This is a genomic window from Bhargavaea sp. CC-171006, assembly GCF_009761675.1.
Classification (GTDB): Bacteria; Bacillota; Bacilli; order Bacillales_A; family Planococcaceae; genus Bhargavaea; species Bhargavaea changchunensis.
Genome location: NZ_QUZH01000015.1, coordinates 149,272 through 170,867, shown reverse-complemented (window position 1 = coordinate 170,867; position 21,596 = coordinate 149,272). Strand labels below are relative to the sequence as shown.

Below are 21,596 nucleotides of genomic sequence, written 5' to 3'. Positions count from 1 at the left end.
CCGCAGGACGGAGTCCGAGGAGACTAAGGCAACGCCCGCGGAAAGCGATCAGAGCCACTGCTGTTTTGCATTTTATGATGGAAATACACTTTTCGGACAGCCCCTTTACTTGTTGCATTGACGGAGCTTTCTTTTAAAAGCATCAGTGGTCTAGTCAAGTAAATCCATCCGGAGGAGTCGGACAGGCCGGTGTGGAAGACAGTCCATGGTCGTGCATCCTGATTAGACAATTGCTGAGGGGGAGACTCATTGTGAAAATCGGCATTATGGGAACCGGAAATATAGCGAGTTACCTGCTTAAGAGCATCAACGAAGAAAAACAGACCGCGGGAACCGTCACCGCCATTTTCGGACGCAACCGGGAGACCGGCGGGCAACTGTCGGAACAGTACGAGGCTCAGTTTCATCATGATTTTGAATCATTCATCGGATCTGACGTCGATATCGTGGTCGAGGCGGCGGCGGTGGAAGTGGCCGCCGCCTATTCGGTTCCGGTTCTGGAGAATGAAAAAGATCTGATCGTCAGCAGCATTGGCGCATTTGCGGACGCCGTTTTTCTGGAGGAAGTCAGGAAAACCGCCAAGAAGAACGGATGCACCGTCCACCTGCCGTCGGGTGCGATCGGCGGCCTGGATCTGCTGAAATCCGCGAATGCTTCAGGCGGATTGGAGAAGGTGATGATCACTACAAGAAAATCACCGGCATCTCTCGGGCTTGAGGGCATCAGCGAAGAAAAGCTGCTTTTTGAGGGCCCTGCGGGCGAGGCGATCAAGAAGTTCCCGAAAAACGTCAATGTCGCCCTTGCCCTGTCGCTCGCCGGCATCGGAACAGAAATGGCGAAGGTCAGAGTGATCGCGGATCCGTCCGTGAATCGGAACACCCATACGGTCGAGGCGGAGGGGAGTTTCGGAAGCATGGCGGCGACAATCGAAAACCTGCCCATGCCGGGCAATCCGAAAACAAGTTATCTGGCGGCTCTCAGCGTCCTGGCTGCATTGAAAAACCAAGGGAGTCCGGTGGTTATCGGATAAGGGGGGATAGGATGATCCGGGATGACTGGTTCACAGTTCAACAAATTGATTCCGATACATACGCCATCAGCGAATACGGCCATTGGGAAAAAGTACATTCGTTTTTACTGATCGGTCTGGACAGGGCGATACTGATCGACACCGGACTCGGAATCGGCAATATCAGGAAGATCACCGACCGGCTGACCGATCTGCAGGTTGAAGTGCTGACGACACATGTCCATGCGGACCATATCGGCAGTCACGGGCAGTTTGATACGTTCTATGTCCACGAAAAGGAGCTGGACTGGATTGTCAACGGCATCAAAGGGCGGACTGACGAGCAGATCAGGAAAGAGATGACTCGTGACATCACCATTCCGACGCCGCACGGCTTCGATCCGGAAACCTACCGTCCGTTCCGGGGAGTTCCCGCAGGTACTCTGAAAGAGGGGGATGTCTTCAACCTCGGTAACAGGGTGCTGAGAATCTACCACACGCCGGGACATTCGCCGGGACACATCACCATCCACGATGAAACGAAGGGCTATCTGTTCACGGGGGATCTGCTGTACGATGAGACGCCGATTTACGCGTTTTATCCGACCACGAATCCGGAAGACCTGGTCCGTTCACTGGAACGCATTGCGGATATTCCGGGGGTAAGCAGGGTCTTCGGATCGCATAACACAGTGGGGCTGGACGCGCAGATTCTTACAGAGGTTAAGGAAGCTGTCAGGGATCTGCGGAATCGGGAACTAATAAGGTTTGGCACGGGTATCCATCGGTTCGCAAGCTTCAGCGTGCAATTCTGATACTGGAGAACACAAAACAACCCGCTCCGGACCCGGAGCGGGTTGTCTGATTAAACCTGGATAAGTCCCATCAATACGGCGATGAACAGAAGCACGAGGGCCAGTCCCCACAACCAGAAAAGGGAGTAGCGCAGGTGCTTGCCCATCTCGAGCCCGGAAAGCCCAAGCGCGAGCCAGACGGCAGGTGCAAGCGGGCTGACGAACGTACCAACGATGTTCCCGATGATCATCGCGTAGGCAGTGGACAGCGAAGGTACGCCGTACGTCGCTGCGATCTGCTCGGCTACAGGGAATAGGCCGAAGTAGTAGGCGTCCGTGCTGAGGAGCAGGTCGAACGGAACGCCGAGAATCCCGATGATGATATGAAGATAAGGCGCGACAGAGGCCGGCAGGATATTGACTGCGTCAGTCGCGATGGCAGTCAGCATGCCTGTCCCGTTCAGGATGCCGAGGAACAGTCCGGCCGCCAGGATAATGGAGGCCATTGTGAGCGCGCTTGGTGCATGTGCGCGGATCCGGTCCATCTGGTCTTTCGTGCTCGGATAGTTGATCGGCAGGGCGATGGCAACCCCGATCATGAAGGCCAGGCCTGCCGGGATGATACCCGACATGAGCAGGGCAATGATGGTGATGGCCAGGATCGCATTGACCCAGAGCAGTTTCGGCCGTGCAAGGGAGTTGTCCGCTTCTGCTGTCTCCGGCCCGCTCTGAAAGGCATCATCAGCGGTCAGATCAATTGTGGCTGCCACTTCGAGAGAACCATACTTTTTGATGATCCTTCGCTGTTCCCTCATTCCAAGAAGGACGGCGAGAATCAACATCAGAACGAGTCCGATTCCCTGAATCGGGATAAGCGGTCTCCAAAGCTCCGTGACATCCATGCCGAGGACGGAAGCCGTACGGCCAAGAGGGCCTCCCCACGGAAGCATATTCATGATTGCGGCCGAACCTCCGACCAGCAAAAGCAGCAGATATGGGTTCATCTTCAGCCGCTTATAGAGCGGGAGAAGGGCGGGGATCGTGATCAGGAATGTAGAAGCCCCCGAGCCGTCCAGCTGGGCGATTGCGGCAATCAGGACCGTGGCGATGCTGACGAGGATGACATTTCCCCTCGACCAGGTGACCATCTTGCTGATGATCGGGTCAAACAACCCGGCATCCTGCATAATGCCGAAGAAGATGATTGCGAAGATGAACATGACAGCGACTGAGATGACTGTGGCGATCCCGTCATCGAAGAAAGTCCCCAGTTCGGAGAAGGTGAACCCCGCGATCAAAGCACCGATAATCGGCGGAATGACCATCGCAACAATCGGAGTGACCTTCCCGCTGATCAGCAGGGCGACGATTACCAGTATGGTTAGAAATCCAATGACACTTAGGCTCATTTATAAATCCCCTTCCGATTCCAAGAATGAATACGCTTGCAAGAGAGTGAAACTTTCCGCGTTTCGCATTGTAGTGAAAATATCACATGGAAGGGAAGGGGATAAAGATTACTCTGATAAATCAAATATTCCTCATTAGAACAAATAAAGTTCATAAGTTTCACAGTGGGGTGTATCGGCGTTCCGGCCGTCCGACCGTTCCGTAGATCAGATGCGTCCGGATCTTGCCGGCGGAGACCAGGTACTCCAGGTATCGCCGCGCAGTCGAGCGGCTCGTCCCGATCTCTTTGCTGAGTTCGGCTGCTGTGATGCCGTCTGTCCGGGACTCTTCGAAAAATCCGAGAATCTCGCCGAGTGTGATCGGGTCAATGCCCTTGGGCAGTTCATCCCCGCCTGACGCGGCAGCCGAGGGAAGGCTCTGGAAACCTGTGAGCCGGTCGATTTCCTGTTGGCTATACGCTGCCATACTGTCGGTCTGCTCGCGGAACGCCCGGTATTTTTCCAGTGTTTTGGCGAACCGGTCCACATCAAACGGCTTGATAATAATGTCAAAGATGCCGCCCCGCAACAAGCCGCGGACCGTCTCGGCTTCGTTGGCCGCAGTGACAGCAATCAGGTCCATGTCAGGATACTGATGCCGGATCGTGCGGAACAGCTCCAGTCCCTGCACATCCGGGATATAGAGATCAAGCAGGACCAGATCGGGGAGCGGATCCGGATGGGCCAGGAAATCCAGCGCCTCGCGTCCACTCCGTGCCGTGCCGGCTACCCGGAATCCTGCCACGGCCTCGATGTACTGCCGGTTGATATCGGCCACCCTGAAATCGTCTTCGACGATCAGGACAGAGAAGTCCTTCATGATTCTTCCTCCTCTTCTTTCGGGATGCTGATGATGAAGCAGGCGCCGTCTTCCCCTTCTTCATAAGTGATTTCGCCACCGGCTTCCGCCAGTGACTGCCTGGAGAGGGCGAGGCCGATGCCCCGGCCCTCCCCGTTTTTGGTGGAGAAACCCTGCTCGAACAGGTGGCTGAAGGTGCTAGGAGCGACACCGCCCCCGGTGTCCTCGACCTCAAACAGGACATCATTCCCCAGGTCAGTGAAGTAAACCGAGACGGCACGCTCCCCGTCGGCTTTCCCGCGAACGGCATCAAAGGCGTTTTCAATCACGTTGCCAAGTGCGGTCAGGACGGCATCCTGCTGCTCTTCGGACAATTCATGGGACAGTCTGCTGTCCGGGTTGATAAACAGCTTGACGCCGAGTTCTTCCGCCCGGATCTGCTTGCCCTGCAGGAGGGCCTGAATGAGGGGATCGGACAGGCGGTCTTCCAGGAACTTGAGCTGACTGTGCTTGACATTGTTTTCTTTTTGGATATAGTCGATGGCTTCTTCAGGACGGCCGTTCATCAGCAGGCCGAGAATCACATGCATCTTGTTCGAGTGTTCATGCGTCTGCGCCCGTTGCGTATTTGCATACTGGCGGATTCTGGAAAGCTCTTCCGTGATTTTCTGGATTTCGCTTTTTCTCTGAAAGGTGATGACGGAACCGGCATATGTCCCGCTTCCCGAAAGGGGAGTCTGATTGGCAAGGACCGTCTGGTTGCCGAGCACCATTTCCCTTCCTTGATACTCTCGGCCAAGACCGATATTGGGGGGAAGGAGACGGTCGATGGAACCGCCCTGGACCATCTCGGGACTGCCGTTCAGAATCTGGCTGGCCGCCGTGTTGATGAGTGTGATCCGTCCGTTTGCATCCGTGGCGAGAATGCCTTCATGGGTTGACTGGAGAATGGCCTCCTGCCGAGAATACAGGTCGGAGATTTCTTCGGGTTCCTTGTTGCCGAGAAGCCGCTTGATGTAGTTGGAGATGGCAACGGCACCGATGATCCCGATCAGCAAAATGAGCCCCAGCGTCAGCCATAGGGAGCGGGCCCTCTGTTCGATCAGGGTCTGCACACTGTCGTTCAGGATGCCGACCGATACAACGCCGACAATCTCTCCCTCATGATAGACCGGAACCTTTCCCCGGATCGACAGCCCGAGAGTGCCTCTTTTTTTTGAAATATAGGATTCCCCGAATCGGAGTGCGCGCTCATTGTCGCCCCCGACCATTTCTTCTCCAATCTTCTCCGGTTCAGGATGGGAATAGCGGATTCCATCCAGGTTGCCGACAACGATGAACTCCGCTTCTGTTTTTTCCAGAATGGGGGTGACGATGTCCTGTATGACGGAAGCGGGGTCTTCCAGGGAAAAGGCGTCCTGCAGTTCGGGAATCTCTGCGACGCTGTGTGCGATGCTGATCGCCCGCTTGCCGGCCTGATCTTCGACCGTATCCGAGATGAGATCATACAGGAGAGAAGCGAACAGAAGGGAGACCGCCGCAATGAGCAGGCTGATGAGTAAGATCATTTTCCCTCTCAAGCTGAACCGTCCGGAGAGAATGTTCCTTTTTTCCAAGACCGGCGGCCTCCTTTCCTCTTCCATGTCAGGAAGAACTGTCATTTAATTATAGCTGAACGTCTTAAGGGGACAAGGAAGGGGAGGAATCCTGTGAGAGAAGAAATCGGAACGGCCGTCCGGCTCCGGAAGGAAGGGCGGCTGAAGGAATCGAATGAACGGTTTGTGGAACTGGCGAAGAAACACCCCGATGACCCGGAGATCCAATACCAGGCAGCGTGGAGTTTTGATGCGCTTGGAGAAGAGGCTTCGGCCGTGCCGCATTATGAAGAGGCCATTCGGATGGGCCTGTCGGGAAAAGACCGGGAAGGCGCCTTTCTTGGACTAGGCAGCACGTACAGGGCGCTCGGTGAATACGAAAAATCGGATAAAACCTTTACCTGGGGAAGGGAAGAATTCCCGGAAAGCCGCGCCCTTCAGGTGTTCCATGCCATGGTACTTCACAATCTCGGCCGGCACGCAGAAGCGATGGAGCTTTTGCTGAACAACCTTGCGGATACCACATCGGACCCGAGAATAAGGGATTACGGGAAGGCAATCCGTTTTTACGCGGACAAGCTGGACCGCACCTGGAGATGAATAAAAAATCCGCCCGGGCCTGCCGGGCGGAAGGATTCAGTGTGTTTTCCTCACGATAAAGCTCAGATGACGCCCCGCCTTCTTGTCCTCACGGTACGAGAAGCCGTCGGGGCTTTTGAACGTGCAGGTGCGGTCGAGGACAATCCGGTCGGCCGGAATGCCTGCCTGCAGGAGCTGGGCTTCGACCGTCTTCTGGTTATCGATATGCCATTTGCCGGTTGCTTCGTTGTATTCAACGAAATCATCGGCATAGCCGAGTGCCTTGAACTTCTCATACACATCCCGGTCTACTTCGAATTTTTCCTGGCTGAGTGCGGCACCGAGCTGAACACGGAAGGCTTCGGGAGCGCAGTTTTCCGCGTCCTGGAGGTGTCTGAACAGCTTTGGCGTGATTTCCTTCACGGTGCCCTGCCAGCCGGAGTGGATCACCCCGATCAGTCCCGATTGTTCATGGGAAAATATGACCGGCACACAGTCCGCCGTGAAGCTTCCGATCAGCACACCCGGCTCAAAAGTGTAGAGGGCATCGGTGTCCGGAATTGCGGTATCGGCACTGTCCGCCCCGCGTCCGAAGTCGTCAGCGGTCACTTTATGAAATCTGTCGCTGTGCGTCTGGTGGGCAAGAACAAACCGGGAAAGCGGCACGCCGGCCCAATCTGTAAGGACCCTGCGGTTTTCCATGACTCTTTCAGGGTTTTCACACGAATGGAGCGCCATATTGTTGTCTTCCGGCCGGGCCGTATCTTTCATCGTCATGCCGGCAAGAACATGATCGTTCATATAGATTTTGGGTTTCATTTTTATCACCTGCCTTCATCTTAACGAAAGGGGAGAGACAGATACAAGGGGATATGGGGATATGGGTTAACTAAAATAAATAATAGGTTGACTAAGGGGCGTTTCTCTATCTATGATATTTGTGTTAACAAATTATATCTGGTGGTTAACCTAATTGAGGGGGAAATGAATGATGCAAGCAACCGCACCAACAAGATCCCATGCACGATGGCATCCGCTAGATCTCGTGCATTGCGCGCTGTTCGCAACACTGATGATGATCGGGGCCAACATTACATCGTTTGTGCCGTTTTTGGTCGTCGGGGGCGTGCCGATTACACTTCAGACGTTTTTTGCCATCCTGGCAGGGCTCATCCTGGGCAGCCGGAAAGGGGCGATCGCCTGCACGGTGTATATGCTGATCGGTCTCGCGGGTGCGCCGGTTTTTGCCCGGTTCGGCGGAGGAGCCTCATCGCTCGTGTCGCCGACATTCGGCTTTATCGTCTCGTTTATCCTGATCGCCTACGTGGCGGGACGGATTGTTGAGCACAGGGGGACGCTCAAGTCATTTGTGACTGCAGCTCTGGTTGCGACAGTCATCAACTACCTGTTCGGGACAAACTGGATGTACGCGGCATACAGCCTGTGGTTCAGCGCACCGGAAGGCTTCTCCTACTGGATGGCGTGGGCGTGGATGATGCCGCCGCTGCCGAAGGATATTGTGCTTGCGGTACTGGCCGGGTTCTTTGCTTTCCGGATGCAGAAAGTGCTGAAGATCATTCCTATCAAAACCAATGAGGGGGAAATGCGATGAACTGGCAGACGCTTGCTGAAGAAGTAATCGGGGGAAAGGTTCTGACGGATGAGGAAGCCATGGCGATCCTGGAGACGGATGATGACGATCTTCTGCCGCTCCTGCACGGAGCGTTTACGATCCGGAAGCATTACTACGGGAAAAAAGTGAAACTGAACATGATCATCAATGCAAAAAGCGGCTACTGCCCGGAAAACTGCGGCTATTGTGCACAATCCAGGGACTCCACCGCGCCGATCGAGAAGTATCCGTTCATCACGAAGGAGCAGATTCTGGAAGGCGCACGAAGGGCCTATGAAAATAAGGCCGGCACGTACTGCATCGTGGCGAGCGGCCGGGGCCCGACGACGAAAGACGTCCGTGTGGTCAGCGAGGCAGTCGAAGAAATCAAGGAGAAGTACGGCCTGACGGTATGCGCCTGCCTCGGTATCCTGAAAGAGGAGCAGGCAGCCAAGCTCAAGGAAGCCGGTGTCGACCGGTACAACCATAACCTCAACACCTCCGAGCGCCATCATGATTTCATCACGACCTCACATACATATGAAGACCGGGTGGGCACGGTCGAGATGGCGAAGCGCAACGGCATGTCACCGTGTTCAGGGGCCATCGTCGGCATGAAGGAGACAAAGGAGGATGTCATCGATATCGCACGGTCGCTGCGCGCACTGGATGCCGATTCGATTCCGGTCAACTTCCTCCATGCCATTGACGGGACGAAACTGGAAGGCACGGACGAGCTGAATCCGCGCTACTGCCTGAAGGTGCTAGCCCTCTTCCGCTACATCAATCCGACCAAGGAGATCCGCATCTCCGGGGGCCGCGAAGTCAATCTGCGCTCCCTCCAGCCGCTCGGCCTGTACGCGGCCAACAGCATCTTCGTCGGCGACTATCTGACGACTGAAGGCCAGGAAGAAAACAGTGACTTCAAGATGCTCCAAGATCTCGGCTTTGAGATTGAAATGCCGAAAATGGCGGAGCCGGTCTGAAAATATTAAGAAGAGACATCCGGGACGCTTAATCCCGGATGTCTCTTGTATTTGGCGGTTCTGATCCGATGGATGGCCCATAAAGAAAATCGGCAAGGGCGCGACCCCTTGCCGATCGAGAATGTTCTCATAATGCTGTCTTGATTCCGAAGCCGACGAGCAGGGCTCCCGCCGCCTTCATGAATCCGTTCTGGAAGCGGGCATTGTTCAGCCAGCGCTTGGCATGGTCCATGATGAAGACGAGGGTAAAGAACCAGCCGACCGCGAGGCCCGTCAGGATTAGTCCAAGGATGACCAGCTGCTCCGGTACGTTGCCGTCCAGGTTGATGAACTGTGGCATAATCGTTACATAAGCGATCACAGTTTTCGGATTAAAGATGTTGCTGAACAGTCCCTGCCTGAATGATTCCTTGTGATAGGATTTCGCCCCTGAGGAAGTGTCCGCTTCGAGTTCTTCTACAGAAAGAAGGTTTTTCGTGAACAGGCTCTTGATGCCGAGGTAAATCAGATAAGCGGCTCCGAGATACTTGATGATGGTGAAGAGCACGACCGATTTCGCAATGACGACGGCGAGTCCGAGTACAGCGATGAGCGTCCAGAAAAGGAGGCCCGTCGCCATGCCCAGCGTCGAATACCGGCCGGCTTTCGTCCCATGGCTCAGGGTGTTGCGGACAAGCAGAATCGTGTCCGCACCCGGCATAATGACAATCATCGCCGCTATTGTAATGTATCCCAGGAGTCCGTCCATCTGAAAACCTTCCTTCCGTAACGCGTCGTTTTGTATAATTATAACTGGGTTTTTACGGAATCTGTATATGAAAGTGTTTTCAGACAATATATTGCGTATTATCCGCGCATGTTTTTTGTTTTGTATACATCGAATTGCATAATGTATACATTTTCAACTGGGAAGAATCCGGAGATAGGAGAGAGTTCATGGAACCTTCAAATCATCAGGCAAATCCGCCGCAGGAATTCAAAGATCGGATGGTTGCGGTCTTTGGAGTGGCGGGTAAGACCTATCTGGAAGGGCTTGGGGAAACGGTTGCCCGTTACACGCGGGATTGGGGGCTGTCGGTGAAAGGTCCCGCTCCCAATCTGTCCTATAATTATGTGCTTTTCGTGACATGTGCGGACGGGACGGAAGCCGTGATGAAAATAAGTGTGCCGACGGAGGACAGCCGGAATGAAATCCTGGCAGTGTCTGAATATGGAGGGGGCGGATGCGCCCGGCTTCTCCGTGCCGTGCCCGAAGATGGGGTGCAGCTGATCGAGCACCTGTCACCGGGCACCATGCTCCGGGCTTTCCGGGATGAAAAGGAAGCGACGGAGAGCTTCTGTAACGTTTGGACAAGGATCCGCAGGCCGCTTCCGTATGGTGCGGAAATCCGCCCGGTCGGAAGGATGGGGAAGGAAGCTTGCGCCAAATACCGGGCCATGCATCCGGATGGCGGCCCGATTCCAGAGTCTCATGTCACGCTTGCAGAAGATTGCTTTAGCTGGTTCGAGCATCATGGCACGACAGAACTGCTTCACGGCGACCTTCATCATCAGAATATCCTGCTGGATGAAAAGCGCGGCTGGATGGCGATCGACCCGCATGGCTATGCGGGGGACCCCGCCTGTGATCTTGCGCCTTATCTCTATAACGAGCTGGAAGGCAAACCACTTGAAGAAACGCTTGATCTGCGCACTTCGGTCATGCTCTCGCGGCTCCCGGTCGGCAGGGAGCGGCTGTTCCGGGCCTGCATCGCGATGACCATCATGTCCGCCTGTTGGAATGCCGAGGAGGGGAACCTCCAAGGAATCCGTCTGCAGAACCGGATCACGGAATGGTATGCGCGGCAGCTTTCCGGGGTTCTGAGTGATGGGGTTTCGTAGTATAGGGATGAGTATCGTAGTATGCACTTCATTTTCGTACTACCAGGCACGGTTTCGTACTTAATTTTCCCTTATCGCACTATAGATTCGGATTTCGTACTATCGGCTGCGAATTTGTACTATTGCCGAATACGCATTCCAATGGATTCGGACTGAGGGCCCCATTCTATGGAAATTTTAACCGCCTTCTCATCATCTTCTCAGAAAACCCGGGTACGCTTAGAGCAGACCTTGAGAAAAGGAGAGGATCATGGTGGGAAACAAAGTAATCACCATTGCACTCAGCACAATGCTTATTGCCGGAGCGGGAATCGGGACGGCAAGTATGTTCCAGACAGACGAGGCGGAAGCAGCAAAAGCCGTCACTGCAGGTAGTGCAATCAGCCAATATCCCGAAGTCCCCAAAACTGAATCCATTATCGATATGGATGGTTTGACACCTAAGGTGGTGGAGGACAACTACGGCAAGCGTATTATTCTGTATAAGGACGCAAACAGCCGGCCACAATACAAGACCATCTTCATCAAGCGGACTGACATGCTGAAGGTGATCGACTTGGACAGCGGTCAGCTATACTTTGGTTCCATCCACTGATCCAACTTTGCGGCTCCCGGTTACCGGGGGCTTTTTTGGTAGTTCTACATTGTTAATGGAGATTCTGTCGGGAATCTGCCGGCAGAACGGGATAATGGACTAGGCGCCACAGTTTGTGGAAATCTGACGGATGAGGTTTTTCGGGATAGAGACGGGATGCGTAGTATGTGTTGCATTTTCGTACTATCGGCTGGGGCGTACTTACCTCTCTATTTTCGGATCACCGTATTAGATTTGATTACGGCACTCTATCTTGAGATGCACGTTCGGAAACATGGTAAAGGCGGCCTGAAAAAGTGGCCGCCTTCATCAATTGAGTTATTTCACTTCACTTTTTCCTGCGTCATGCGGAACCAGGAACATGATCGACAGCAATGCGAGCACTCCGAAGATGACGTTGGTGATAATTCCTGCGGTTGCTGCAACATCCAGCCCAACGTTGGCTGCAATCGAGGCATAGACAGTTCCGGAAATCGCGACCCCGAAAGCAGCGCCGAGGGAACTCGCCATTTTATAAATTCCCGATGCAGCCCCGATTTTTTCATCCGGAGCATTTGAAACTGCGGTGTCTGTAGATGGCGTCGCATAAATCCCCAATCCCAAACCGAATAAGGCAAATCCGATAATGACGACGATGGTGTATCCGAGATCCGGCAAGAAGGTCAGGCCCATCAGCCCTACCCCGATCACCGTCAAAATGTTACCCCAGAGCATCGGTTTCTTTGCACCAACCCGTTGAAGAATCTTTTCTCCTACACGGATCATGGAAAGGACGGCAATCAGATAGCCGATGGAAAGCAGCCCCGACTGAAACGACGTATACCCTCTTCCTTCCTGTACATACGTGTTTGCCACAACAAGTGTTCCGGCAATGGCATTGAGAAGGAAGTTTGAAATGGTTGCACCCGTATAGGGCCCGTTTTTAAATAACTTGAAATCGATGAGTGCATTCGGTTTCCCGTTTTCAATCTTGATAAAGACAATGGTACCAATGACTGCAACGACAATCAGGGAGATCGTCAGCCAGTTGCCCCAGCCCATGTCGGCGCCTTGTGTGATGAAAATGTTCAGGGCCAGCATGGCGATGATGAAAACGATCAGACCGCCAACGTCAAATTTGGAATGTCCGGTCTGCTTTGCCTTGCTCTCAGGCGTATCTTTGATCAGCCACAAAGCCAGAACGGCAAAAATGATGGATAAGATAAAAATCCACTTCCACCCCATATAAGTGGCCACCGCTCCGCCAAACAGCGAACAAAGGCCGGAGCCTCCCCAAGAACCGATTGACCAGTAGCTGAGTGCCCGTTGCCGGTCTGCCCCTTCAAAGTAGTCTTTGATCAGGGCAATCGTTGACGGCATGATACAGGCGGCCGATACGCCTTGAATGACCCGGCCGAGAATGAGTAAGAATGATCCGTTTGCCAACACTAAACAAAGTGAACCGATGATGCTTAAGATCAGGCCGACATTCGTGATTTTCTTTCGGCCGATTTTATCGGCAAGACCGCCCGCAGCAACAATGAAGATCCCTGAGAAAAGGGCGGTCAGGCTGATTGCGATATTTACCGTTCCCGCCGATACGCCCAGGTCCTCTTGGATTGCCGGAACGATGTTGACCATGGCTTGGGCAAAAAGCCAAAAGGTCAGTACCCCAAATACGATCCCGATGATTAATTTGTTTGTCCCTTTATAGGCCGTTTCCACTATTCTCACTTCCTTCGTTTTGTCCTCTATTCAGTCTTTGCCGAACCGGCTGACCTATACGCAAGTAACCCATTCATGGTGTGCTGGCGAAAAAAGATATTGATGGGTAAAGGGCTGCCGGCGGTTTTGTCGAACAGTAAATAAAGGACTGGACATAAATGGGGGAGAATTGATGAAAACTGCATCTGGAAAAGAAGGGACGATGGTATACGGGCTTGATCAAGCCGCAGAGAAAGAGGGGTTCTCCGGTGCTGCAGGAGCGGACATGGGAGACGGCGAAGTCCGGGCATTCGCATGGGGACTTGCAGACCGCTCCGCTGAGCGGGAGAACCGTCCGGATACAAAATTCGGCATTGCCTCGGGCTGCAAGATATTTACGGCAGTTGCCATCCTCCAACTCGTGGAGGAAGAAAAGCTTTCTCTGGAATCAACACTTGGAGAATGCCTGGAAGAAACATTCCCGAATTTTGATCGGAACATCACCGTCCATCATCTGCTCACACATACATCAGGCGTGCCGGATTACTTTGACGAGGCTGTCATGGACGATTTTGAGGAGCTGTGGAAGGGTGTTCCAATGTACATGATCCGCAGCCTGAAGGATTTTCTGCCTCTTTTCAGCGACCGCGGGATGATGTTCGCGCCGGGTGAACGGTTCCACTACAACAATGCGGGCTACATCCTGCTCGGCCTGATCGTCGAGCAGGCTTCGGGCATGCGCTTTACCGACTACGTGGAAAAGCATGTTTTCCGTCCTGCCGGCATGATGGATTCCGGCTACTGGCCGCTAGACCGCCTGCCGGCAAACACAGCCACCGGCTATATCGATGAAGAAGACGGCACGTGGCGGACGAATGTCTATTCGCTTCCGGTGCAGGGAGGTTCCGACGGCGGGGCGTTCACGACTGTGCCGGATATGCACAAGTTCTGGGACGCACTTCTCGGCAGGCGCATGATCGGGGAAGAACTTACCACCCGCCTGCTCACCCGGCATGCGGCGGATGAGGACGGCGATGGATATGGATACGGGGTGTGGATCGACATGGAAGAGGAAAGGACAGAGCGCATCCATGTCATGGGCTATGACCCGGGCGTCAGTTTCCATTCCGCCATTTATCCTGCGTCAGGAGCGGTATTCACGGCGGCCTCGAACAAGTCGGAAGGCGCGTACCCAATGATGGAAGCATTCGAAGAATATCTTCATTCAACGGAGGGGAACTGATGAACAGAATTAACCTGCTGACGCTCGGCGTTGCTGACATGACCGCCTCACTCCGCTTTTACCGTGACGGCCTCGGTTTTGAGACCTCTGTCACGGAAGACAATCCGGACGTTGTGTTCTTCAAGAACGGCGGCACCCGCCTGGCGCTTTATCCGCTGGAGGAACTGGCCAAGGATATCGATGCGGCCGATCCTCCCCAAAGAGGCGGCTTTTCCGGCATCACGATCGCTTTCAATGCCAAGTCGCAAGAGGAAGTGGAGGCCGTCATGGATCAGGCCCGCAAGGCCGGAGGGACAGTTCTGAAGGAGCCGGAGCGTGTCTTTTGGGGCGGCTACTCCGGCTATTTCTCGGATCCGGACGGCTATGTATGGGAAGTCGCTTACGGGCCGGACTGGCAGTTTGACGGGCAGGACATGCTCATTATTGATTGAGGGGGAGACACGATGAGTATCGGTCAAGAATATCTCAGGGCTGTCCGCGGACGGTTCGATCAACTGAAAGACCTAGGTGACCGGGCAGTCGCTCAGTTGAACGACCAAGAAATCCATCATGTCCCCGGACCGGAATCCAACAGCATAGCGGTGATTGTCCGCCATCTGTCGGGGAACATGATCTCCAGGTGGACCGACTTTCTCACGACCGACGGTGAAAAGCCCGACCGCAACCGGGACGGGGAATTCGAAATTGTCTCAGTCACAAAGGCGGAGCTGCGGGAGATTTCCGAAGCAGGGTGGAAGACCCTGTTCGGGGCGCTGGATAGTCTTGATGAAGACGATCTGCTTAAAGAGATCTTTATCCGCGGGGAACGCCATACCGTGATTGATGCGATGGAGCGGCACTTAAGCCATGTCGCTTCCCATATCGGCCAGATTGTCTACATTGCCAAGATGCTGACGGGCGAGAACTGGGAAACCCTCAGCATTCCGAAAGGCCAATCAGAGACATACCGGACAAAGCCTCCGGGGCAGTAACGTGCGATATAATAAACTCACCCGCATTGCGGGTGAGTTCTTTTTTGGAGGCATTCGGATGAACGAACATGAAACAGACCGGCTGCTCGGCATCCGGACGGCGGGCGTCCAGGACTGGGGCATCCGCTCCATCCATGACAACCGGTACGAAGCGACCCCTTACGAGGGGCTGGATGCTCTGCTGGATGAATACCGGCCCGGCAGAACAAGTTCAATCGTGGACTTCGGATGCGGCAAGGGGCGGACGGCCTTTTACATCAACCACAGGACCGGGGCAGCGGTAACCGGAGTGGAAATGGACGGCCAGCTTTATCTGGATTCACTGGAAAACCGGGATTTGTATATGATAAAGAAAAAGAACCGGTTAAAGGGGTCCATTACATTCATCCGGTGCCGGGCCGAAGATTACCAGGTGAAGCCTCTTGATGATGTCTTTTATTTCTTTAATCCGTTTTCCGTAAGCCTGTTCGCCAAAGTTTTATCGAACATTCTGAAGTCGGTGGAAGAAAGCCCGCGGACCGTCGATTTGATTCTTTACTACCCGACTCTTGATTACCTCAGCCAACTCGAGAACCATTCCCCATTTCTTCATCTGAAAGATGTCCCTGTACCGGGGCTTGCAGAGAAAAATCCAAATGAGCGATTCTCGCTTTGGCGATTCGAAAGTTCCACGTGAAACAGAAAAGCGTCCATGTCGAAAAGTGTTGGACGGTTCTGATATAGTTGGGCTGTATGAAAGTCTTGCAAACCCACCACCAGGAAAAGAGGTGAATACATAAATGAAAAATGAGAAAGTCAATGCCTTCAAACAAGTGATGGGGAACTATCCGACCGGCGTAACAGTCATCACAACGACGGCTCCGGACGGTACACCAGTCGGCATGACGGTCAACTCGTTCGCGTCCGTATCACTCGACCCGATGCTGATTCTATGGTCGATTGATAAACGGGTCTCCACTTATGATACATTCACAAATGCCAAGCAGTTCGCAGTCCATATCCTGGCGGCGGATCAGGCGGAAATGTGTGCCCTGTTCGCAAGCCATGGACTCGACCGGTTTAAAAACTGTGATTGGGAGATGTCAGCGGAAGGACTTCCGATCATCAAAGGAGCAGCCGGCGTTCTTCACTGCAGCATGCATACAACAGTCGGAGGAGGCGACCACCGCATCCTGATCGGCGAGGTACAGCAGATCGATCATCACGGAAAAGAACCGCTTCTCTATCATCGGCGTAAATTTGATGCTATCCCCGAGTCGTTCTACGAATAAAGGTCAGCAGCACCCATCACTGACCCGGCTCCTTGGAACGCCCAACGATCGGGCATTCCGGGGAGCCTTTAGTATGTATAAAGCACTAAATTAATATTTGTCACTCATAACAATATGGGCGTGATAGGCGGCGTTAACTGTTTTCGTTATAATGGGAACAATGAAAAACGACGGAGGAAGGTGACATAGTGGAAAAAATAACAGAAAAAGAACTGCTTGATGTGTTGGGAGAACTGTTCTCCGATGAAATTTCGATCGGTGTCACCGATACTGAACAATATATTTATTACCGTCCGAGCAAACGGGTCGATCTGAAAATCCGGCCGGGCGACCCGGTGAAGGAAGGCACGATTGCCCACAAGGCGCTTTCTTCCGGACAGAAGGAATCCGAGTTCATCGACCGGCAGGTATTCGGCGTTCCGTACCACGGCATGGCAGTCCCGTTCCATAAAGACGGGGAACTGCAGGGAACGGTCCTCGCTGTTTATCCTACCTACACGGAAGGAAAGTCGGTCGTGACGGTCAGGACCGAAGATGGCTGGAAGCCTGTCCCGTTTGGAGACGTCAAATACTTTGAGGTAAAAGACCGCAAGACGCAAGTTGTCACCGAAGGTCTGACTGGGACCCATAAAAACACGCTCCAGGAGTTTGAATATGTCCTGCCAAGGGATATGTTCGTCCGCTGCCACCGTTCGTTTATTGTGAACGTCCACCATATCAGAGAAATCTATCCGGATTCCCACTCGACATTCCTGCTGGAGATGGACAATGGAGACCGGGTGCCGGTCAGTCAATCCTATTCCAGTTATTTCAGGAAGATTCTAGGATACTAAAATTGTGCGCTTTTAGCCACATTTTTCTGTAGGTAACACACGAAACCGGCTTTTCTGACCAAAAACCTCTTCCATGAAAGCGTTTTAGGGAATAATGAAAATAAGTAAATTTATACTTGCTCCTAATTCCAACTAAAACTTTTCAGAAGAGGTTGATTATACGATGACTAATATCCAACTTGATCGCATTGAAAATGAAGCATTGCGCAATCGTGTTGTGACACCTGAGGAGGCAGCATCCTGGATCGGGGACGGCATGACGCTCGGCCTCAGCGGCTTTACCCGTGCCGGCGACGTGAAAGCGGTTCCGTTCGCCCTCGTCGACCGTGCGAAAGAAAATGGCTTCAAAGTGAACGTATTCACAGGGGCATCCCTCGGGTCGGATGTCGACACGCTGTTTGCCGAGGCGGGCATCGTCAACAAGCGACTTCCGTTCCAGGCAGATCCGACGATGCGCAAGAGCATCAATGCCGGCGATATGTTCTTCGTTGACCAGCATCTTTCCCATACAGCCGAGCTTGTGCGCTCCGGCGCCATGGGCCCGATCGACTTCGCCATTGTCGAAGCGATTGCGGTCAAGGAAGACGGCACGATCATCCCGACGACATCTGTCGGCAACTCGTCTCTCTTTGCCACCCACGCGAAAAATATCATTGTAGAGATCAATATGGCGCAGACACCGCTTCTGGAAGGCATCCATGACATCTATGAGCCGGGCAAGCAGGGTGAGCGCGGCCCGATTCCGATTCTGAAAGCGGATGACCGCATCGGCGCACCGGGTATCAAAGTGGACCCGGAACTGATCCGCGGAATAGTATTCACTGACCAGGCGGACTCTCCGTCCACGATCGTCCAGCCGGATGAGGAAACAAAAATCATGGCGGAGCATCTGCTCAGCTTCCTCCGCAAGGAAATCGAGCTTGGCCGCCTTGATGAAACGCTTGCACCGCTCCAGTCGGGAATCGGCAGCGTGGCGAATGCGGTCCTCCACGGCATGATCGACTCCGAGTTCAAGAATCTTGAAGTCTATTCGGAAGTGCTCCAGGACGCGGTATTTGACCTGATGGATGCAGGCAAGGTCGACTTTGCTTCGTGCTGCTCGATCACGCTTTCCGATGAGAAAATGAAGCAGGTCTTCGGCAACTTCGAAAAGTACCGTGACAAGCTGATCATGCGCCCTCAGGAAATGTCGAACCATCCTGAACTGATCCGCCGCCTCGGCCTCATCTCGATCAATACGGCTCTTGAGTTCGACATCTACGGAAACGTCAACTCCACACACGTATCCGGCACGAAGATGATGAACGGCATCGGCGGATCGGGCGACTTTGCCCGCAACGCGCGCCTTGCCATCTTCGTCACAAAATCGGTTGCCAAAGGCGGCAACATCTCGAGCATCGTGCCGTTCGTCTCGCACGTCGACCACACCGAGCATGATGTGGACATCGTCGTCACGGAACAGGGTTATGCGGACCTCCGCGGCCTTGCACCGCGCGAACGCGTGCCGCTCATCATCGAAAATTGCGTACACCCGGATTACAAAAAGCAGCTTTGGGCGTACTATCAGGAAGCACTCGAGCGTGGTGGCCAGACGCCTCACGTTCTCGAAAAGGCTTTCTCCTGGCATCAGCATCTTGCCGAGCATGGCACGATGAAGATGGACAAGGAAGTCGTCGAAGCAAAATAAATTCTATGCACCCCTGCCCGTTTGCGGCAGGGGTTTTCTTGTCCGGATGTGTCATGACAGGTGATGGGCTTCCCTGATATGATGATAGGAAATACGGTTCACGGAAGGGGTATGGATATGAGAGCTTTGCTGAATGTGGATTACACGATCGACTTTGTCGCGGATGACGGAAAGCTGACCTGCGGGAAACCCGGACAGGCGATCGAGGGGGAAATCGTACGCCTGACACGGGAATTTCTTGAGCGGGGGGATTACGTCGTCTTTGCCATCGACCGGCATGAAGAGGGCGATACATGCCACCCGGAAAGCAAATTGTTCCCGCCGCACAACATAGCCGGCAGCGAAGGCCGGGATCTGTATGGCGAACTGCAGGAGGTATTCGAGGCCCATCATGATGATGTGAATGTCCATTACATGGACAAGACCCGCTACAGTGCATTTGCGGGCACGGACCTGGAGATCAAACTCCGCGAACGAGGCATCCATGAGCTGCACATCGTCGGCGTCTGCACGGACATCTGCGTACTCCATACTGCAGTGGATGCCTATAACAAAGGCTTTTCCATCACCATCCACAAAGACGCGGTGGCAAGTTTTAACCCGGCAGGACACGAATGGGCGCTGGCGCATTTCACGAACACGCTCGGAGCAAAGGTCGTCTGAGCACTTCTTTCTGCGGACAGGTGATCATTCAGAAACTGCAGCATTTCCTTCGGAGCACGGATTTTTCCGTTACCTATTGTCAGAGCCGGGTATCCGGCTCTTTTTTGATGCATTTAAAAACACCGGCAGGAATCTCCTGTCCGGTGTGCTGCTCACTGTGTCTCGCCGTCCGAAGGGACTTCACTCATAAGCGCAAGGTGGTTGCCTTCCGTATCTGCGAAAAATGCCATCCATGTCTCCGTTCCTCCCATTTTGGCGACCATGTGAGGCTCGCCCATGAACGGGACACCGGCCTCCTGCAGTTCCTTTGCGCGGGTGTGGATGTCATCCGTATTCAGATAGATGACCGATCCGTTTGATGCGAAGGCTTCGTGCTCCGGCACCGTCAGCATGAGGCGGACGCCTCCGCAGTCAAAGAACGCCATGTTGTCCGTCTTGAACCAAAGCGGCAGACCCAGCTTTTCCGAATAAAAGACAGCAGCCCTTTCGATATCCTCCGCCGGCAGGCCGATCTGTCCGATTGTCGTTATCCCCATTTCCCCATCCCCTTTCCATTGTTATCCCAAAGATACTTTTCAGTGTATCCTTTGTAAAGTACGATTGAGAACGGAAGGCGGGGATTGTGATGAAGAACCATATCTTTGAGGGTGAACTGAGAAACGGCCAGCCCATCCATATGCGCAGGCTTACTCCGGAGCAGTTGCCGGAGGTTCTCTCGCTCCAGGATGAAGTCATCGGAGCGCTTGAGGTGAAGGAGCGCCTTCAGCCGCTGACGGAGGATGAATTCCGATTTATCCTGGACGGCAACGGCGAGATGATCGGGGTGTATGCGGACGGCGAGATGATCGCCTGGCGGGCAATGCTCATCCCGGACAATGATCATGAAGGGCTCGGCCGCGATGTTGGCGTGCCGGAAGACGAGATCGGCAAGGTCATCTATCAGGAGATCTCCGCCGTCTCCCCGAAGTGGCGCGGATTTTCGCTCCAGACGCTCATGGGGAGTGTCCTCATGGACCGCGTGGACGCGAATCGCTACCGCTATGTCTGCTCGACGGTCATGCCGGGGAACATCCCGAGCCTGAAGGATAAGTTCAGGCACGGCCTCGAAGTCCGTGCACTCAAGGAGAAGTACGGCGGCAAGCTCCGGTATGTTTTCTATAAAGACCTGCAGACACCTGAGCGGCAGCGAACTGATGCCCGCGAAATTCCGATGGATGACATCTCCGGCCAGCAGGCGCTGCTCGCGGCTGGCTGGGCAGGAACTGCTTTGGTGGGGGACGGCAATGAGTGGTTTGTCCGGTATGAGCGATGAGGAAATGTCCCGAGTGTATGGGGTCGGGGACTGATGTTACATAAGGGGCCGTAAGTGTTACACAACTGATTAAAAATGTTGAAACGTTGTGCTGATGGTCCATTTGCACGCCCGGTTCATATGATAGTGGAGAAGTGGATCCATAAAGGGAAGCGAACCGGGGGAGAGATGGATATGTGGCAGGGACCTCCCTATCAGAATGGCGGAGGCCTTCAATATCCGCCAAGCCAACAATACCAGGCGGGTAATTGCGGCAATAATTCGGGCGGCTCACCGGTCAGCCGTGGAGCTGCAATCGGACTGTTTGGCGGAATCCTTGCAGCGATCGGTGATACGCTTGGAGTGATCGGCGCCGCCATTGCCATAGAGGAAGCCCGCATCGAGCAAGAGCAGGAGGACCAGTTGCATGCGCAATTCCAGCAACAGCTGGATGATCTGAAGAAACAGCTGAATGACCAGCAGGAACAGCAAAGTCAGCAGCAGATGGAACTGATGCAAAAACAGATCGATGAAATGGCACAGAAACTGGACCGGCAACCTTCGCCGGACATCGAGCGGCTGAATGCAATGATGGAACAGCTGATCGCAAAGATCGGGCAGGATGAAAGCAGCTGACGCACCCGGATGGGATGGC

Annotated in this window: 24 protein-coding genes; 17 read left to right on the top strand and 7 right to left on the bottom strand. The window is 53.8% G+C overall.

What is annotated here, in order from left to right; all coding sequences use genetic code 11:
- Positions 1-251: 251 nt before the first annotated feature.
- Positions 252-1,031 carry an aspartate dehydrogenase gene (gene nadX / locus DZC51_RS07745; protein WP_157294806.1) on the top strand — a complete coding sequence of 260 codons (780 nt, stop codon included), beginning with the start codon at positions 252-254 and terminating at the stop codon, positions 1,029-1,031.
- 11 nt (positions 1,032-1,042) lie between these two features.
- Positions 1,043-1,825: an MBL fold metallo-hydrolase gene (locus DZC51_RS07740; RefSeq protein WP_157294805.1), complete on the top strand. Its 783-nt coding sequence runs from the start codon at positions 1,043-1,045 to the stop codon at positions 1,823-1,825.
- Positions 1,826-1,875: 50 nt separating this feature from the next.
- On the opposite strand, the gene DZC51_RS07735 is transcribed toward DZC51_RS07740, so the two are convergent.
- The 3 genes from DZC51_RS07735 to DZC51_RS07725 form a co-directional block, all read right to left on the bottom strand.
- Positions 1,876-3,213: a CitMHS family transporter gene (locus tag DZC51_RS07735; RefSeq protein ID WP_157294804.1), complete on the bottom strand. Its 1,338-nt coding sequence runs from the start codon at positions 3,211-3,213 to the stop codon at positions 1,876-1,878.
- 160 nt (positions 3,214-3,373) lie between these two features.
- The gene (locus DZC51_RS07730) at positions 3,374-4,072 is read right to left on the bottom strand and encodes a response regulator (RefSeq protein WP_157294803.1); all 699 of its coding nucleotides are present in this window, start codon (positions 4,070-4,072) and stop codon (positions 3,374-3,376) included.
- Positions 4,069-5,667 carry an ATP-binding protein gene (locus tag DZC51_RS07725; RefSeq protein WP_232524086.1) on the bottom strand — a complete coding sequence of 533 codons (1,599 nt, stop codon included), beginning with the start codon at positions 5,665-5,667 and terminating at the stop codon, positions 4,069-4,071. The genes DZC51_RS07730 and DZC51_RS07725 overlap by 4 nt, the downstream gene beginning before the upstream one ends.
- 93 nt (positions 5,668-5,760) lie before the next feature.
- Here DZC51_RS07725 and DZC51_RS07720 point away from each other — a divergent pair, with 93 nt between their 5' ends.
- Positions 5,761-6,246, top strand: a complete 486-nt coding sequence (locus DZC51_RS07720) for a tetratricopeptide repeat protein (protein WP_157294802.1) — start codon at positions 5,761-5,763, stop codon at positions 6,244-6,246.
- Between the two features lie 36 nt (positions 6,247-6,282).
- Here the strand turns inward: DZC51_RS07720 and pgeF are convergent, their stop codons facing one another.
- Positions 6,283-7,044, bottom strand: coding sequence for a peptidoglycan editing factor PgeF (pgeF, locus tag DZC51_RS07715; protein ID WP_157294801.1), 762 nt, complete (start codon positions 7,042-7,044; stop codon positions 6,283-6,285).
- A 172-nt stretch (positions 7,045-7,216) separates the two neighbouring features.
- On the opposite strand from pgeF, the gene DZC51_RS07710 reads away from it, so the two are divergent.
- Complete coding sequence (locus DZC51_RS07710) at positions 7,217-7,837, top strand: biotin transporter BioY (protein WP_157294861.1); 621 nt, start codon at positions 7,217-7,219, stop codon at positions 7,835-7,837.
- A complete protein-coding gene (gene bioB / locus DZC51_RS07705) occupies positions 7,834-8,823 on the top strand; it encodes a biotin synthase BioB (RefSeq protein WP_157294800.1) in 990 nt (329 codons plus the stop codon). Before DZC51_RS07710 ends, bioB begins: the two co-directional genes overlap by 4 nt.
- A 127-nt stretch (positions 8,824-8,950) precedes the next feature.
- Here the strand turns inward: bioB and DZC51_RS07700 are convergent, their stop codons facing one another.
- Positions 8,951-9,571, bottom strand: coding sequence for a LysE family transporter (locus DZC51_RS07700; protein ID WP_157294799.1), 621 nt, complete (start codon positions 9,569-9,571; stop codon positions 8,951-8,953).
- A 188-nt stretch (positions 9,572-9,759) separates the two neighbouring features.
- Here DZC51_RS07700 and DZC51_RS07695 point away from each other — a divergent pair, with 188 nt between their 5' ends.
- A complete protein-coding gene (locus DZC51_RS07695; protein WP_157294798.1) occupies positions 9,760-10,704 on the top strand; it encodes an aminoglycoside phosphotransferase family protein in 945 nt (314 codons plus the stop codon).
- A 253-nt stretch (positions 10,705-10,957) separates the two neighbouring features.
- A complete protein-coding gene (locus DZC51_RS07690) occupies positions 10,958-11,299 on the top strand; it encodes a hypothetical protein (RefSeq protein WP_157294797.1) in 342 nt (113 codons plus the stop codon).
- A gap of 318 nt (positions 11,300-11,617) precedes the next feature.
- On the opposite strand, the gene DZC51_RS07685 is transcribed toward DZC51_RS07690, so the two are convergent.
- Positions 11,618-13,006, bottom strand: coding sequence for an MFS transporter (locus DZC51_RS07685; protein WP_157294860.1), 1,389 nt, complete (start codon positions 13,004-13,006; stop codon positions 11,618-11,620).
- A 169-nt stretch (positions 13,007-13,175) separates the two neighbouring features.
- Between DZC51_RS07685 and DZC51_RS07680 the strand changes: the two genes are divergently transcribed.
- The 8 genes from DZC51_RS07680 (at position 13,176) to DZC51_RS07645 (ending at position 19,650) form a co-directional block, all read left to right on the top strand.
- Positions 13,176-14,225 carry a serine hydrolase domain-containing protein gene (locus DZC51_RS07680; protein WP_157294796.1) on the top strand — a complete coding sequence of 350 codons (1,050 nt, stop codon included), beginning with the start codon at positions 13,176-13,178 and terminating at the stop codon, positions 14,223-14,225.
- Positions 14,225-14,656, top strand: coding sequence for a VOC family protein (locus DZC51_RS07675; RefSeq protein WP_157294795.1), 432 nt, complete (start codon positions 14,225-14,227; stop codon positions 14,654-14,656). The genes DZC51_RS07680 and DZC51_RS07675 overlap by 1 nt, the downstream gene beginning before the upstream one ends.
- A 12-nt stretch (positions 14,657-14,668) precedes the next feature.
- On the top strand, positions 14,669-15,196 hold the full coding sequence (locus DZC51_RS07670) for a DUF1572 family protein (protein WP_157294794.1): 528 nt from the start codon (positions 14,669-14,671) through the stop codon (positions 15,194-15,196).
- A gap of 58 nt (positions 15,197-15,254) precedes the next feature.
- Entirely contained in the window at positions 15,255-15,872 is a 618-nt protein-coding gene (locus DZC51_RS07665) for a class I SAM-dependent methyltransferase (RefSeq protein ID WP_157294793.1), read from the top strand.
- 103 nt (positions 15,873-15,975) lie between these two features.
- Positions 15,976-16,467 (top strand): flavin reductase family protein, encoded by a 492-nt coding sequence (locus tag DZC51_RS07660; protein ID WP_157294792.1) that lies wholly within the window; start codon positions 15,976-15,978, stop codon positions 16,465-16,467.
- A 188-nt stretch (positions 16,468-16,655) separates the two neighbouring features.
- On the top strand, positions 16,656-17,300 hold the full coding sequence (locus DZC51_RS07655) for a LytTR family DNA-binding domain-containing protein (RefSeq protein WP_157294791.1): 645 nt from the start codon (positions 16,656-16,658) through the stop codon (positions 17,298-17,300).
- Between the two features lie 163 nt (positions 17,301-17,463).
- Complete coding sequence (locus DZC51_RS07650; RefSeq protein WP_157294790.1) at positions 17,464-18,987, top strand: succinyl-CoA:acetate CoA-transferase ScpC; 1,524 nt, start codon at positions 17,464-17,466, stop codon at positions 18,985-18,987.
- A gap of 111 nt (positions 18,988-19,098) precedes the next feature.
- A complete protein-coding gene (locus DZC51_RS07645) occupies positions 19,099-19,650 on the top strand; it encodes a cysteine hydrolase family protein (protein WP_157294789.1) in 552 nt (183 codons plus the stop codon).
- 152 nt (positions 19,651-19,802) lie between these two features.
- Here DZC51_RS07645 and DZC51_RS07640 read toward each other — a convergent pair whose 3' ends face one another.
- Positions 19,803-20,186, bottom strand: a complete 384-nt coding sequence (locus tag DZC51_RS07640) for a VOC family protein (RefSeq protein WP_157294788.1) — start codon at positions 20,184-20,186, stop codon at positions 19,803-19,805.
- 89 nt (positions 20,187-20,275) lie between these two features.
- Here DZC51_RS07640 and DZC51_RS07635 point away from each other — a divergent pair, with 89 nt between their 5' ends.
- Entirely contained in the window at positions 20,276-20,962 is a 687-nt protein-coding gene (locus DZC51_RS07635; protein ID WP_157294787.1) for a GNAT family N-acetyltransferase, read from the top strand.
- Positions 20,963-21,136: 174 nt separating this feature from the next.
- A complete protein-coding gene (locus DZC51_RS07630) occupies positions 21,137-21,577 on the top strand; it encodes a hypothetical protein (protein ID WP_157294786.1) in 441 nt (146 codons plus the stop codon).
- The last annotated feature ends 19 nt before the right edge of the window (positions 21,578-21,596 follow it).